At 68.3% G+C, this 14,612-nt stretch carries 14 protein-coding genes; 6 read left to right on the forward strand and 8 right to left on the reverse strand.

The genetic code is table 11. The features are described from left to right. Position 1: 1 nt before the first annotated feature. On the reverse strand, positions 2 to 1,033 hold the full coding sequence (locus tag ACYVG2_RS12960; protein WP_460781371.1) for an amidohydrolase family protein: 1,032 nt from the start codon (positions 1,031 to 1,033) through the stop codon (positions 2 to 4). A 119-nt stretch (positions 1,034 to 1,152) separates the two neighbouring features. On the opposite strand from ACYVG2_RS12960, the gene ACYVG2_RS12965 reads away from it, so the two are divergent. Further along, entirely contained in the window at positions 1,153 to 2,070 is a 918-nt protein-coding gene (locus ACYVG2_RS12965) for a LysR family transcriptional regulator (RefSeq protein ID WP_460781372.1), read from the forward strand. On the opposite strand, the gene ACYVG2_RS12970 is transcribed toward ACYVG2_RS12965, so the two are convergent. Continuing rightward, entirely contained in the window at positions 2,067 to 2,717 is a 651-nt protein-coding gene (locus ACYVG2_RS12970) for a nucleotidyltransferase domain-containing protein (RefSeq protein ID WP_460781373.1), read from the reverse strand. The two genes, ACYVG2_RS12965 and ACYVG2_RS12970, sit on opposite strands and share 4 nt — an antisense overlap. Before the next feature lie 67 nt (positions 2,718 to 2,784). Here ACYVG2_RS12970 and ACYVG2_RS12975 point away from each other — a divergent pair, with 67 nt between their 5' ends. Both ACYVG2_RS12975 and ACYVG2_RS12980 read left to right on the forward strand, forming a co-directional pair. Then, positions 2,785 to 3,534, forward strand: a complete 750-nt coding sequence (locus ACYVG2_RS12975; RefSeq protein WP_460781374.1) for an IclR family transcriptional regulator — start codon at positions 2,785 to 2,787, stop codon at positions 3,532 to 3,534. Between the two features lie 108 nt (positions 3,535 to 3,642). Further along, positions 3,643 to 4,839 carry a 4-hydroxybenzoate 3-monooxygenase gene (locus ACYVG2_RS12980; RefSeq protein ID WP_460781375.1) on the forward strand — a complete coding sequence of 399 codons (1,197 nt, stop codon included), beginning with the start codon at positions 3,643 to 3,645 and terminating at the stop codon, positions 4,837 to 4,839. Here ACYVG2_RS12980 and ACYVG2_RS12985 read toward each other — a convergent pair. Genes ACYVG2_RS12985 through ACYVG2_RS13005 form a run of 5 tightly spaced genes read right to left on the reverse strand, consistent with a single transcriptional unit; the run spans position 4,832 to position 10,977 of the window. Continuing rightward, entirely contained in the window at positions 4,832 to 5,665 is an 834-nt protein-coding gene (locus tag ACYVG2_RS12985) for a DUF72 domain-containing protein (RefSeq protein WP_460781376.1), read from the reverse strand. The two genes, ACYVG2_RS12980 and ACYVG2_RS12985, sit on opposite strands and share 8 nt — an antisense overlap. 12 nt (positions 5,666 to 5,677) lie before the next feature. Continuing rightward, positions 5,678 to 6,250, reverse strand: a complete 573-nt coding sequence (locus tag ACYVG2_RS12990) for a Dps family protein (protein ID WP_460781377.1) — start codon at positions 6,248 to 6,250, stop codon at positions 5,678 to 5,680. 57 nt (positions 6,251 to 6,307) lie between these two features. Beyond that, the gene (locus ACYVG2_RS12995) at positions 6,308 to 8,827 is read right to left on the reverse strand and encodes a glycoside hydrolase family 2 protein (protein WP_460781378.1); all 2,520 of its coding nucleotides are present in this window, start codon (positions 8,825 to 8,827) and stop codon (positions 6,308 to 6,310) included. Further along, positions 8,824 to 9,663 (reverse strand): tryptophan-rich sensory protein, encoded by an 840-nt coding sequence (locus ACYVG2_RS13000; protein WP_460781379.1) that lies wholly within the window; start codon positions 9,661 to 9,663, stop codon positions 8,824 to 8,826. The genes ACYVG2_RS12995 and ACYVG2_RS13000 overlap by 4 nt, the downstream gene beginning before the upstream one ends. Before the next feature lie 30 nt (positions 9,664 to 9,693). Further along, positions 9,694 to 10,977, reverse strand: a complete 1,284-nt coding sequence (locus ACYVG2_RS13005; RefSeq protein ID WP_460781380.1) for a serine hydrolase domain-containing protein — start codon at positions 10,975 to 10,977, stop codon at positions 9,694 to 9,696. Positions 10,978 to 11,076: 99 nt separating this feature from the next. On the opposite strand from ACYVG2_RS13005, the gene ACYVG2_RS13010 reads away from it, so the two are divergent. Continuing rightward, the gene (locus tag ACYVG2_RS13010; protein WP_460781381.1) at positions 11,077 to 11,391 is read left to right on the forward strand and encodes a DUF2470 domain-containing protein; all 315 of its coding nucleotides are present in this window, start codon (positions 11,077 to 11,079) and stop codon (positions 11,389 to 11,391) included. 46 nt (positions 11,392 to 11,437) lie between these two features. Then, positions 11,438 to 12,085 (forward strand): biliverdin-producing heme oxygenase, encoded by a 648-nt coding sequence (locus tag ACYVG2_RS13015; protein ID WP_448964801.1) that lies wholly within the window; start codon positions 11,438 to 11,440, stop codon positions 12,083 to 12,085. Positions 12,086 to 12,089: 4 nt separating this feature from the next. Here the strand turns inward: ACYVG2_RS13015 and ACYVG2_RS13020 are convergent, their stop codons facing one another. Further along, complete coding sequence (locus ACYVG2_RS13020) at positions 12,090 to 13,472, reverse strand: ATP-dependent DNA helicase (RefSeq protein WP_448964802.1); 1,383 nt, start codon at positions 13,470 to 13,472, stop codon at positions 12,090 to 12,092. 81 nt (positions 13,473 to 13,553) lie between these two features. Here ACYVG2_RS13020 and ACYVG2_RS13025 point away from each other — a divergent pair, with 81 nt between their 5' ends. Then, the gene (locus ACYVG2_RS13025; RefSeq protein WP_460781382.1) at positions 13,554 to 14,612 is read left to right on the forward strand and encodes a hypothetical protein; all 1,059 of its coding nucleotides are present in this window, start codon (positions 13,554 to 13,556) and stop codon (positions 14,610 to 14,612) included.

Consider the following 14,612-nt stretch of genomic DNA (forward strand, 5'->3'; position numbering starts at 1 on the left):
TTCACAGCCCGCGGGCGGAGAGTGCGCGGTCGAGGCGCGGGTAGACGCGGCGGGCGTTGCCCTCGAACACCTGCTGGCGCCCTTGCTCGCTCAGGTGGGGTGTCGCGTCGACGTAGCGCTTGGTGTCGTCGAAGTAGTGGCCCGTACGCGGGTCGATGTCGCGGACGGCGCCGATCATCTCGCTGGCGAACAGGATGTTGTCGGTCGGGATGACCTCGGTCAGCAGATTGATCCCCGGCTGGTGGTAGACGCAGGTGTCGAAGAACACGTTGTTCAACAGGTGCTCTTCGAGCTCGGGCTTGCCCAGCGCCATCGCGAGCCCGCGGAAGCGACCCCAGTGGTACGGCACGGCGCCGCCGCCGTGCGGGATCACGAGCTTGAGATCGGGGAAATCCGTGAACAGGTCGCCCTTGAGCAGCTGCATGAACGCGGTCGTGTCGGCACCCAGGTAATGGTCACCCGTGGTGTGGAACACGTCGGGACGGCAGGTCGTGCTGACATGCACCATCGCGGGGATCTCGTACTCGACGAGCTTCTCGTAGATCGGGTACCAGGAGCGGTCGGTGAGTGCAGGAGCGGACCACTTGCCGCCGGATGGATCGGGGTTGAGGTTGACGGTGACGGCGCCGAGCTCTTCGACGGCGCGCGTCAACTCGGCGACGGTGGTCTTCGGATCGACGCCCGGCGACTGCGGCAGCATCGCCCCCATGAGGAAGCGATCGGGGAACAGCTCGCTGACACGGGCGACGAGGTCGTTGCAGATGCGCGCCCAGGTCTGGCTGACCGCGAGGTCGCCGATGTGGTGAGCCATGAACGATGCGCGGGGGCTGAAGACGGTGATGTCGCTGCCGCGCTCGTTCATGAGCTTGAGCTGGTTGGCCTCGATGGTCTCGCGGATGTCGTCATCGCTGATGTGCAGGGATGCCGGATCCGGCGCCTCTCCCTGCCCCTTGGTGAAGGCGATCTGCAGGTCACGCCAGGCGCCCAGCTGCGCGGGGGCGGTCGTGTAGTGGCCGTGGATGTCGATGATCAACGCGTGTCGTCCTTGTCACTCGGATGCTGTCGCAAGGTGCTGCTGCTGCCGACTCTAGGTCGGGTGCTGTATATAGTCCAATAGATGCGAAGTACGTTTCCCATAGAGAGATTCAATAGATGGCACTGGCTGATCTGAACCAGCTGCGCACCTTCGTGGTGCTCTACGAACTGCGCAGCGTGACGGCCGCCGCAGAGCGGCTGCATGTCACGCAGCCGACCGTCAGCTACACGTTGCGGAGGCTTCGCGAGAAGTTCGGCGACGAACTGTTCCGCCGCGAGGGGCATGACATGGTGCCGACAGCGAAGGCCACCGCACTCTTCGCACCGCTGCATGAGGCTCTCGCCCAGATCGACGAGACGGTGAGCGATCCGGAGGCGTTCGAGCCAGCTGGATTCAACGGCGAACTGTCGCTGGGGCTCACCTCGATCGGGGAGCAGACGTTCCTGCCTCCGATCATGGCCGCGCTCGCTCGCGCAGCATCCAGCCCGCATCTGCAGGTGGCGCGCCTCGACTCCGATCAGGTGGAGGACGGACTGATCCGCGGCACGATCGACCTCGCGATGACCGTGTCGATGATCGGCAGTCCGCGTCTGTGGCGCACGCATGTGCGCGCCGTCGAGTACGTGGCGCTGTCCTCGGGGCAGCATCCGCTACCCGAGACCCGACCCGACATGTTCGAGGGCCGCCGCTTCGTGCGCGTCTCCGCCCGCGGCGGCCACGTGTTCCCACTGCAGGCGCTCACAGAGCACGGCCTCATGCCGCAGGTCGCGCTCACCGTCGAGGAGTACGCGACCGTGCCTGCGGTACTGGAGGCGACGGACCTGGCCGTGCTGTTGCCGCGGCACGTCGCCGAGGTGTTCTGCGGCTGGTTCCCCGGTCTGCGGATCGCCGAGCTGCCCTGGCCGGGGCAGAGCACTCCGGTGTCGCTGTACACCCGGCGCGAGGCGAGCCTTTCGCCGGCACAGAGGTGGTTCCGCGCGGTGGTGCTGGATGCCGTCGCCGCCGGTGAGTATCGACGGCGTCGTGCAGACTAGTTCTTCTTGCGGTTCCAGCTGGCCTTCGCGGGCGCGAAGGGGCTGCGCACGTGAATCGCCCACGTCGAATGCGGGTGGATGCGCAGCAGCGCGGTCTCGTAGAACGACACCGCGTCTGCGGCGAGTGTCGGCAGGACGGCATCCTTGTCCACGGTGTCCTCCGCACGAGGACGAAGCGCCTTCCAGACCAGCTGCACCTCAGGTGCGCCGGTGGGGATGCCGTCGACGTCGAGCACCGCGCGATCCCAAGGCAGTGTGAGCCGAGGGTCCCGCTTGTAGACCCAGGCCCGCGGGGCTCCGTCTTCGGCATTGACCTGAAGAACCCAGGCATTCTGCGCATCGTCGCGGATGAGCACCGGCTGCAGATCGGCGCCCTCCGGAGCATCGACGAACGGCACGACCTCGTCCTCACCCGGCACCCACGCACTGAAACCCTCAGGAAGTTTCCCGACCAGACCTCGGAGATCCGCAGCGACGACACTGACATCGATGTTCTCGCGGTCGCGGATCGGATGCCCGAGCCAGCGGTCGAGCGCGACGCCACCCGACAGCCACCAGCGAACGGATGCCGCGGCGAGGAGCCGGGCGACCGCTTCAGCGTCGAGCGGTTCCCACGGCGTCGCCGCGATGGGTGTGGAAGAGGGCATGGGATGAGGTTACCCGGCTCCGACCATTCGTCATCCGCTCCGCCACGACAGGTGGCAGGCTAGCCGCATGGCGAACTCCCCCTCCGGCGATTCGATGACCGATCGGATCGTCCGCGTGCTCGACACGTTCACCACCGAGCGCACGATGCAGACCGCCACGGAGATCGCGGAGCGTACCGGCCTTCCGCCGTCCACTGCGCACCGCATGGTCGGCGACCTCGTCGCAGCCGGGCTCCTGGAGCGCGATGAGGACCACCGCATCCGCCTCGGCATGCGCCTGTGGGAACTCGCGCTCCGGGGCTCGAGCGCGTTGCGACTGCGCCAGGCCGCCCTGCCGCATATGGAGCACGTGCAGACGCTGATCCGCGAGCACACCCAGCTCGCCGTGCTCGAGCACGAGGAGGCGCTCTTCCTCGAACGGCTGTCGCATCCGGATGCCGGCGCCAACATCACCCGAATCGCCGGGCGCCTGCCCCTGCATGCGTCATCGTCTGGACTGGTGCTGTTGGCCTACGCCGACCCTTCGATCCGCGAGCGGGTGCTGTCCGGGCCGCTGCGTGCAGTGGCCGTGGAGACGGTGACGGATGCCGAGACGCTGCGCGCCGTGCTCGCATCGATCCGGCGGCGCGGATACGTCGTCGCCCCCGGCTCGATCGAGGCGGTCTCCACCGGCGTCGCCGTGCCGGTTCGCGATCACGGGGAGGTGGTCGCCACGCTGTCGGTCGTGCTGCCGCGAGAGAGCGGGACGGATGCCGCGATCGCGGCGCTGCGCGATGCGGCGAAGGCCATCGAGAACGACCTCCGTCGATCGCGCTGAATCCCGTTCAACGGGATTGAATCGGTTGTCAGTCGCCACTGGCGGCACACTGGTCGGCACGGGCCCGAATCCGCCCGTCAGTGCCGAACACCCGTCGAAGGAGACGCCATGAGCGCAGCCGCGCCGCACCCGCAGAAGATCCGTACCCGTGTCGCGATCGTCGGCGCAGGCCCCGCAGGGCTGATCCTCTCCCATCTGCTGGCGGATGCCGGGATCGAGTCGGTCGTGATCGATCAGCGCTCGCGCGAAGATATCGAGTCGACCATCCGGGCCGGAATCCTCGAACAGGGCACCGTCGACCTGCTCACCGCGATCGATCCGAACACCCGAGTGAACACGATCGGCCACCGGCACGATGGCATCGAGCTGCGCTTCCAGGGCGAGGGACACCGCATCGACTTCCCCGGACTGGTGGGCCGCAGTGTCTGGCTCTATCCGCAGCACGAGGTACTCAAGGACATGCTGCGGTTGCGTCTCGGCGCCGGCCAGGATCTGCGATTCGGCGTGACCGCGACCCGCGTGGAAGACGCCGACACTGTCCACCCCCGCGTGATCGCGACGACCGCGGACGCAGGGGAGCTCACGATCGAGGCCGACTTCGTCGTCGGCGCCGACGGTTCGCGCTCGGTCGTCCGCCCCGCGATCACTGGCGACTCACGCAGCGGGTTCTTCCGCGAGTACCCGTTCGCGTGGTTCGGCATCCTCACCGAGGCGCCGCCGTCGGCCGAGGAGCTGATCTACAGCAACTCGTCGAACGGATTCGCCCTCATCAGCCAGCGCAGCCCCGAAGTGCAGCGGATGTACTTCCAGTGCGCCCCCGACGCCGATCCGAACGCACTGAGCGAGGAGCGGATCTGGGAGACACTGCAGTCCCGCGTGCCGGGGACCACGCTGAAGGAGGGGCCGATCTTCCAGCGCGACGTGCTGCGCTTCCGCAGCTTCGTCGCGCACGAACTCCGCCACGGGCGCGCAGCGCTCGTCGGCGACGCAGCCCACACGGTGCCGCCGACCGGCGCGAAGGGCATGAACCTCGCGATCGCCGACGTCGTGCTGCTCGCTCGCGCGCTGCGCGCACTGCTCGACGAGAACGATGAGCGCCTCATCGACGGCTACGCGGAGCAGGCGTCCCGCCGCATCTGGAAGGCGCAGCACTTCTCGTGGTGGATGACGAGCATGCTGCACACCGCACCCGACGCGAGCGACTTCGACCAGCACCGTCAGGCCGGCGAACTGCGATCCGTGGTCGAATCCGAAGCCGGCCGCACGTTCCTCGCCGAGGCGTACACGGGCTGGCCGCTCACCTGAAGCCCCACGGCGTCGTCCGCGCAGCGAGTGCCCGCGCGTCATGCGGTGCATGTCCGCGGGCGTCGTTGTCGAAGTACACGTAGACATCGCGCGGCGGCTCACCACCGGCCAGCCCGCCGATGATCCGCGCCCATCCGTCGAGCTCCCCCGGGGTGTAGCCGCTGCGATAGAGCTCCTGCGCCCCGTGCAGGCGGATGTAGGCGAAGTCGGCGGTCACCGCGTCGAAGCGCGGGAACCGGCCGGCAGTGTCGGCGACGACCATGGCGACACCGTGGGCACTGAGGAGGTCCTCGGCGCCGCGAAAGCTCTCCGATCGCGGCTCGAGCGCATGACGGATCGGGCGATCCTCGTCGATCTCCAGCCACGTCCGCCCCGCGAGCCTGGCGTCGTGACGTCCGGCCAGCGCGAGCGCCTCGCCCGTCGAATGCGGCAGCAGTCCGAGGAACGCATCGAGCAGCTCCGGCTGGAACTCCTGCCGCTCCGGCAGCTGCCACAGCACCGGTCCGAGCGACGCCCCCAATGCGAGCACGCCGGAGGCGAAGAAGTTCGCGAGCGCGGTCTCGACGTGACGCAGGCGCAGCATGTGGGTCACGTACCGCGACCCCTTGACGGCGAAGACGAACCCCTCCGGCACCGACGCACGCCACTGGTGATAGCTCGCCGGCCGTTGCAGCGAGTAGAACGACCCGTTGAGCTCGAGCGTCGTGAAGTGCTCCCCGATGTACTCGAGTTCGCGACGCTGCGGGAGCCCCGCCGGATAGAAGTCACCGCGCCACGAGGCGTACCGCCAGCCGGACGTGCCCACCCGCACGACGCCGGAGGCCACGGCGGACGCCGATCAGGCCCGCGCTGCGGGCTTCCTGTTCTCGGCGCTCGCCATCCACGCGAACTGCTCGAGCTTCTCGATGATCGCGTGCAGGATGTCGGCGCTGGTGGGATCCTCCTCGTCCACGCCGTCGTGCACCTCACGCATCGTGCCGACGACCGCCTCGAGCCTGACCGTGATCAGATCGACGGTCTCCGCCGTGTCGATCTCGCCCTGCGGGTACTCGGGCAGGGTGGTCGTCGCCGCCACCGTGTCGCTGCGACCGTCCGGAACCGCGTGCAGTGCCCGCATCCGTTCCGCGACGGTGTCACTGAACTCGCGCGTCGCTTCGATGATCTCGTCGAGCTGGAGGTGCGTGTCGCGGAAGTTGCGTCCGACGACGTTCCAGTGCGCCTGCTTGCCCTGCATGGCGAGTTCGATCAGGTCGACCAGCACTGCCTGCAGGCTCGCGCTCAAGTCCTTCGACGCGACGAACCCCTTCTCGGCGTTCTGCCGACGCGTGCTCTTCTCACCCGTGCCGCCGCGCGCCGCGCGGCGCGTGCCAGTGGATGCCTGTTTCTCGGATGCCTTCGTCGTTGCCATCATGACAGCGAAGGTATCCGCGGTCGGCCGACCAGACCCAGGGCCTTGACAAGCAGCGCATCATCTCAGCAGCTGATTCCCGGAGCGGGCGACCAGCGGGCCGATCACCGCATCCGCATCCGGCGTCCATGCGGCGGCGCCCGTGATGCGGAATCGTGCGTGCTCACCGGGCAGCAGCGTGACGAGCCCTCGATCCACCGTGGCCGAAGGGTCGAGCCGATCCACCAGCAGCGCGAGATCGCGCACGAGAGATTCGGCGGTGATCGTCACGTCGTACGTGCCCTGATCGTCCACAGCTTCGATCTCGGACGACAGCCGCGGCGCACCGAGCGCGCTGTCGCGGGGCTCGGCGAACCACCACAGCCCGCGCGTATCCAGCGCCTCGACCACCAGCACCTCTCGTGCCGCGTCACCGGCGACCGCGAGCGAAACGGGAACGTCGATCCGCACCGTCGCGCGCGCTGCGACCTCGGCGTCCACGGCATCCGACGCGAGCACGGTGCCGTCGAACGCGAGACGGCGCATGACGACGGCTCCCTGCCAGGGGCCGGCCGTGTCGTTCGACAGCACAGCGCTCAGTCCGGCATCCGCCGTCTGCGCGGAATCCGCCGATTGCACCGACACGGTCCGGGGTGCGAACGCGTTCTTCAGCGCGAAGTACAGCGGCTTCTCACGCCCGTCGCCGTCGATCGCCGCCCATGACGTGACCGGCCAGCAGTCGTTGAGCTGCCACACGATCGCCCCAGCGTTGTGCGGAGCGAGCGAGCGGAACCATTCGAGCGCGCACGACACGGCGTTCGCCTGATTGAGCTGCATCGCCCAGTGCCATGTCTCGACGTCCTCCGGAACGCGGTAGTGCGAGACGAGGCCGCCGGTGAGCTTGGCGTTGCCGTCGGCGGCCTTCTGATGAACGATCATGCCCGGCGATTCCGGCGTGAGCGGATCGTCGCTGATCGCGCGCGTCAGCGTGGTCCAGGCCGGCGGCCCCTGCCATCCGAACTCCGCGACGAGACGCGGTCTGTGCTCGCGGTACGTGGGCCAGTCGCGGCGATTCCACTGCTCCCACAGGTGCATCGAGCCGTGCTCCTCGTCGTTCGGATGCGGCCCGGTCTGCGCGCTCCCGTCCCAGCCGCCGCCGGGGCTGAACGGGCTGCCCGGCGCATAGGGCACGTGCGGCGCCAGTTCGGCGATCAACGCGGGCAGCAGCTCGTAGTAGTAGTGCGCACCCCAGGTCCTGCCGTCCAGGACGCTCTTCCATCCCCAGTCCTCGTAACCCCAGGTGTTCTCGTTGTTGCCCGTGAGCAGCACGAGCGATGCACGATGCGCGAGACGGGCGATGTTCTCGCGCGCCTCTGCCTCGATCTCCGCGCGCAGCGGATCCTCCTCCGCATATGCGGCGCACGCGAACAGGAAGTCCTGCCACACGAGCAGGCCGAGCTCGTCGGCGAGATCGTAGAAGTCCTCCGACTCGTAGATGCCCCCGCCCCAGACGCGGATCAGGTTGAGGTTCGCGTCCCTCGCCTGCTGCAGCCGGCCACGGTAGCGGTCGCGGTCGACGCGGCTCGGGAACGCGTCGTCCGGAATCCAGTTCACGCCCTTCACATAGATCGGCTGGTCGTTCACGATCAGGGTGAACGGGGTGCCGGCAGCATCCGGCGTCGTGTCCCACCGCAGATCGCGGAAGCCGACCTTGCGCGATGCAGAATCAAGAAGGACTCCGTCTGCCGCAAGCGTCACATCCACGTCGTACAGCACGGGTTCGCCGTACCCCGCCGGCCACCAGCGATCGACCTGGTCGAGCTGCACCTCGAGATCCACGGAGTCCGCGCCGGCAGGCACTTCGATGCCCTCCACCGCGCGAGCGCCGACCTGCACCGCGAGCGCGGCCGGTTGCTTCGAGGTGCGCTCGAGCTCGACGTGCACCCGCACGCTGCCGCCATCCCCGATGGCCTCGGCCCGCACGTCGACCAGGGCGAGCCGAGCGTCGGACCACGACTCCAGTCGCGCCTCGCGCCAGATCCCGCTCGTGCACGTGGCGATCCCCCAGTCCCAGCCGAAGCTGCACGCCGACTTGCGGATCGCGTCGTACGGGAGCGGATAGGGCCGGGGACGCACGCCGAGCGCGACGCTCTGCGCGTTCGCGTAACGCACCGGGCTGCGCAGCGCCACGACGAGCTCGTTGTCTCCCGCCGTGAGGATGCTCGTGACGTCGAAGCGGTACGAGCGGTGCTGGTTCGCGACGTCGGCGAGCGCCTGTCCGTTGAGCGTGATCGTCGCCACCGTGTCGATGCCGTCGAAGACGAGGTCGTGCCGTGCCGCAGCCTCGAGTGCGGCATCCGACACCGAGATCGTGGTGCGGTAGGTCCAATCGACCAGACCGATCCAGGCGAGCGCCGACTCGTTGTCGTCGAGATACGGGTCAGGGATGAGTCCGGCGCGCATCAGATCGAGGTGGACGACGCCCGGCACGATCGCGGGGATCGGATCAACGCCGACCTTGGCGGGACCGGCCGCCGCATGCACCTGCCAACCGGTGGTGAGCGGAGTGCGGATGAGGGCGGCGTGCGGCGAAGAGGTCACTGACCAACTGTGCCGTGCGGGACCAGGGGAAGTCCATCCTTCGCCCCGGTACGCCGCACGCGCGCACGGAAGCGCCATGCGGTCACGACCAGCACGACGACGGCGAGCACGACGGCGGTCGCCGCGACCGTCGGCGCTGACGGATCACCGGACCATCGTCCCACCGCGATCCACACGAGCCCCCAGACCGTCGCGACAGCGGGAGCCCACCTCCCACCGCGCCAGGCGGTGAACACGGCGACGAGCCCGGTGACGATGAGCGTGATCACCCCAGGTACGCCAGGGGCCGCGGTCCACTCCGTCATGTCGAGCGCGCCGAGCCAGGCCGCGAGGTTCGCGGCGGCGGCGACCGTCACCCATCCGAGGTACAGACCGATCGTCCCGTCCACGAGCACGATCTCGGCGATCGTGCCGCGACGCGGTCTGCGGCTGACCCTGACGAACGTGACCAGCAGCACCCCGAGCAGGATCACGATGATCACGAACGACTCGGCGATGCGCCACGCCTGCACGCACATGATCCACACGGCGTTGAGCAGGGCGGATGCCGCGACGCCGTATCCGACCGCACGGTGAAGCGGCTTCGCCGCCTGCGAAGGCACCAGTTGCCACAGCGCGTACGCCACGAGGCCGAGGTAGATCACCGACCAGATCGCGAACGCGAAGCCCGCCGGCGCGAGCACGGTGGCGTCGGCGGCGAACGCGCCTCCCGCAGCCTCTGGCATCGGACTGCCGCCCAGCAGGCCCGAACCGAAGACCGCGGCGATCACCGCCCCCGCGACGGTCAATGCGACGACGAGGCGGCGGACGCGATCAGACTTCTCCGTCTGGGCCATGCCCCCACAGTAGACGGGGCCCTGCGTTGACTACTCCGCTGCCGGCGGCGTGGCGCAGATGGCGCCGTCGACGATGGCCTGGTGGTACTGCTCGGCGGTAAAGGGCAGCCCGAACTCCGGTGCCGTCTCCCCGCCAGCCGCAGGCGCCTTCGAGGCGATCGCCGCGAGTTCCCACGCGAGGTAGGCGGCGGGTGAGCTTCCGGCTGTCGAGTTGTTCAGCACGACGGCGACGGTGAACCCGGTCGTCGGGTCGGAGTACGCGGCCGTCGCATAGCCGGGGGTCCACCCGTGCTGACCGATCAACGGTCCGACCATGAACGCGCCGCCGGTGGCCTGATACCAGGACTCTGCGCCCTCGTACGCGGGCAGCGGAGCCGAGAACCGTCCGGGCTCGGCGCCCTCTTCGCGCAGTCCCTGGCGTGCCGTCGCCTGGGCGTAGCGCCCCAGGTCGTCGATCGTCGAGACGACACCGGAATCGGTGAAGCCCGTGCTCGATGAGAGCACCGTGATCTCGGAACGCGCCGCGCAGTCGAAACCGCCGTCGATGGGCGGCAGAAGGGTTCCGCTGAGCGAGACCTCGCCAGGGGCCGCCGCCTTCGGCGCAGGAAGGGAGGTTCCCGCGAGGTCCAGCGGGCTCGTCACGTACTCGGCGATGAGCTGCGATGCGCTCTTGCCCGATGCGCGCTCGAGCGCCAGGCCGAGCAGCAGGTAACCGGCATCCGAATCGCGGTACGTCGTGTGCGGAGCCACCGGCGTCTGCCCGAGACCGAACGACGCCAACTCCAGCGCGGGCCACTCGCGCTCAGGGGTGTTCAGCCACATCGGCTTGACGGCTGCTTCGGACGAGCCGGCGCCGCTGGTGCCGTTGCAGAGATCGAGGAGGGTGATGTCCTCCATCTGCGCGACCCCCGAGACGTACTCCGGCACGGAGGCGTCGAGCTCGACCACGCCGTCGTCGACGAGTCCGTAGAGGACATCGCAGGTCATCATGCGCGTGACGTCCGCGACGCGGAATGTCATGTCGGTCGAGACCGCCGTCTGATCCTCGACAGACTGCGTGCCGAGTCCGGTGACCCAGGTGCCGCTCCACGGCACCCACACACCGACGATCGCGCCGGTCGAACCGGTCGCGACCATCGCATTCTCGACGGCGGCCTGCAGCTGCGCGACGGTGTCATCCGCGAGTGCGGCATCGACCTGCTCGGGAGGCGTGTAGGAGAAGGACTCCTCCCCTGAGCAGCCGGTCAGGACGAGCGCGAGCGCAGCGGCGCCTGCGACGGCGGCACGCCAGCGGCGCGGCGAGAGAAGGTGCATGAAGGAAGCTCCAGGAAGATTTATTCTCCCGAGTCTAAAGCGCTCATCGCGAAACACGGCATCCATCGCGCGGACACCAGGCAGACGTACAGTGATCACGTGACCCATATCTTCGAAGCCGACGTCGTCGCAGCCATCCTCCGTCACATGAACGGCGATCACACCGACGACAACCTCCTCATCGCCCGCGCGTTCTCAACGGAATCCGACGTGCCGATCACGAGCGCCGTGATGACGGATCTGGACGGCTCGGGCGGCGTCTGGCAGATCACGCGCGCCGGCGTCCCGGAAGAGCTTCGCGTCCCGTGGCCCGGCGGTGAGATCTCCGAGCGACCGGCAGTGCGCCGCGAGGTCGTGGCGCTGTACGACGCCGCCTGCGAGAGGCTCGGCATCGAGCCGCGACCGCACGCGTGAGGAATCCGCACTTCTGCTGAGGTTAGGTTGCCCTTACACTGAGGGCATGGCCGAAATCCTCTCCTTCTCCGCCGCTCTGCGTGAGCGCTCCTCGAGTTCGCATTCGCGCAGCGAGCACGCCGGATTCATGGCCGACCTGCTCAAGGGCGAGGGCTCCCGCGAGGACTACATCGCACTCGTGGCGCAGCACTACTTCATCTACGAAGCCCTCGAGGGCGCGGGCGATCGCATGCGCAACGACCCGGTCGCCGCGGTCTTCATCAGCGACAGGCTGACACGGCTGCCCGCACTCGAGGCGGACCTGGAGTTCCTCATCGGGCCCGACTGGCGCGACACCATCACGCCGTTGCCGACGACGCAGCGCTACGTCGACCGCATCAACGAGGTCGGGGCGACCTGGGTGGGCGGCTTCGTCGCACACCACTACACCCGCTACCTCGGCGACCTCTCCGGCGGCATCTTCATCGGGCGGGTCATGCAGCGGAGATTCGGCTTCGAGACGAACGGCGTCGGCTTCTACCTGTTCGACGACATCGCCGACCCTGCCGCGTTCAAGGACGTCTACCGCGAGCAGCTGGACGCCGCGCCGTGGGACGACGCGGAACGCGAACGGGTGATCGATGAGGTGCTGCTGGCGTACCAGTTCAACACCGAGCTGTTCCTCGACCTCGATCGGGTGCGATCCGCGGCCTGATCCGTCAGGCGTTGACCTCGGGCGTCGACGCCCTCTCCCACGCTTCGCGCATGAAGCGGCGCACATCCTCGTCGACTCTGATGTCGCTCGGACGCAGCGGCCGGGACAGGTACAACCCGTCCAGTGACGTCAACCGCGACAGCGCGACGTAGGTCTGGCCAGGGGCGAACGCCCCTCCGCCGAGATCGATGATCGCCCGGTCGTAGGTCTTGCCCTGCGACTTGTGGATAGTGACCGCCCAGGCGAGGCGCAGCGGGAACTGCATGAACTCCGCGATCACGTCACGGCTGAGGGTCTTGGTGCTCTGGTCGTAGGAGTAGCGGAACCTCTCCCAGACCGCGGGCTCGACATCGACGTCCTCGCCGTCGATCTCGACTCGCACCGAACCGCCGATGATGCGCTTCACCGTGCCGATCGTGCCGTTCACCCAGCGCGGAGGCTCGCCCGTCATCGAGACGTCGTTGCGCAGGAACATGACCTGCGCCCCGACCTTGAGCTTCAGTTCCGCATCGGCGGGGTAGGACGCGTCGCCCCTCCCGAAGTCGCCGTTGATCTCCGCCCTCGCGGTCTGCTCCTTGCCGGCGAGCGCGGCGAGGTGGCGGCGGTTGATGTTGTTGACGATGTCGTTGCGGGTCGCGAGCGTGATCATCGGCACCTCGCCGGGCTCCGGCTCCGGGGGAGTGCGGGCGCCCTGCGAGTTGAGGACGCCGGCGATCTCGGCCGTGACGCGCCCGTAGCGCACGGCGTTCAACATCGCCTTGAAACCGTCGTCCGACTGCCGGTGGATCTGCACCAGCTCTCGAACATGCAGTTCGGCGCCGTGCCTGCCCAGATCGATGAGACCGTCGGACTCGCCCATCGTCGCACCAGCCCACACCTTCGCATCGAAGAACCAGAAGGAACGGTAGTGATCCTGCACGTAGCGCAGCTCATCTCCGCGCGGCGGCACGGGCGCCAGCTGGTACGGATCGCCGAACATCACGATCTGCACGCCGCCGAAGGGCTCAGCGCGCCGTCCCCTCGCCTGGCGCAGGGCGCGATCCATGCCGTCCATGAGATCGGCGTTCACCATCGAGATCTCATCGATCACGAGCGTGTCGATGGCATTGAGGATGCGGCGGGTGGCGTCGTTCTGCTCGATCTCGCTCTCGGCGATGAGTCCGATCGGGAGACGGAAGAGCGAATGGATCGTCTGGCCCTCGACGTTCAGCGCCGCGACGCCGGTCGGTGCGCAGATCGCGATCTGCTTCTGCGTGTTCCAGGCGAAGTACTGCAGCAGGGTCGACTTGCCGGTTCCCGCGCGCCCGGTGATGAACACGTGCTCCCTGGTGTCCTCGATGAGACGGAACAGCTCCTGCTGCTCGGCGGAGAGGGCGGGAAAGGACACGATTCTCATCGTACGTCGAGCGCGGCGTCACAGTCCGCCGACGCTCGGCACTGTCTCAGGCCCCTCTCCTAGACTGGCGCCATGGATCGCCCTCAGCCGACGTCGCCGCGGCGCCGACGCCTCTGGGTCGACCTCACCACCCTGGCGGTCATCGGCGTCCTGCTCCTCGGCGCGATCGCCGCCGGCGGTGCGGCTCTGTACAAGGAGTACTACGGCCCAGGCGCGTTCGTCACGAGGTACCTCGATCTTCTGGCGACCGGTCGCGCCGCCGACGCCCTGCGCGTGCCGGGCGTCGCCATCGATCGCGAGACCCTCGAGGATGCCGGGATAGAGGCGACGGCATCCGAGGCGCTGCTGCGCCAGGCGGCGCTCGCACCTCTCACGGAGATCGACGTCGTCGAAGAGGTCACCGTGGACGGTGTCACGTCGGTGACGGTCTCCTACGTCGCGGGATCCCACCCCGGCAAGAGCACCTTCGAGGTGACGCAGGACGGGTGGGCCGGCGTGACACCCGACTGGCGTTTCGCGCACACGCCCCTCGCGGCGATCTCGCTGCGCGTGCTCGGCTCCGATCAGTTCGCCGTCAACGGATTCGAGATCGATCGTCGTCAGGTGTCATCCGCAGGAGTGGAAGCCGAAGCGCTCGACCCCCTGCCGATGCTGGTGTTCACCCCCGGCGTCTACTCGGTCACCGTGGACACGGCGATCTCCCGGTCTCCAGGAGTCGGCGTCCTCGCCGATTCCCCTCTGACCCAGACCCCGGTCGACCTTCAGACCGAACCGACTGAGGAGTTCCTCGCCGTCGTGCAGACCCGCGTCGAGGAGTTCCTCACCGAGTGCACCACGCAGCAAGTGCTGCAGCCCACGGCATGCCCCTTCGGGCTCGAGGTGCAGAATCGCATCGCGAACCTGCCCACCTGGACGATCGCGCAGCAACCGAAGGTCACCGTGGAGCCGGACGGCGCACAGTGGATGATCCCCGCGAGCGAAGCCGTCGCGCACATCGAGGTCGACATCCGCTCGCTCTTCGACGGCTCCATCGAGCACGTGTCGGAGGATGTGCCCTTCCGCGTGAGCGGCACGATCTCGATCCTCCCCGATGGATCGGCCTCGATCAGGGTCGGCTCGGCGGGATCCTGA

Source organism: Microbacterium shaanxiense, assembly GCF_054779995.1.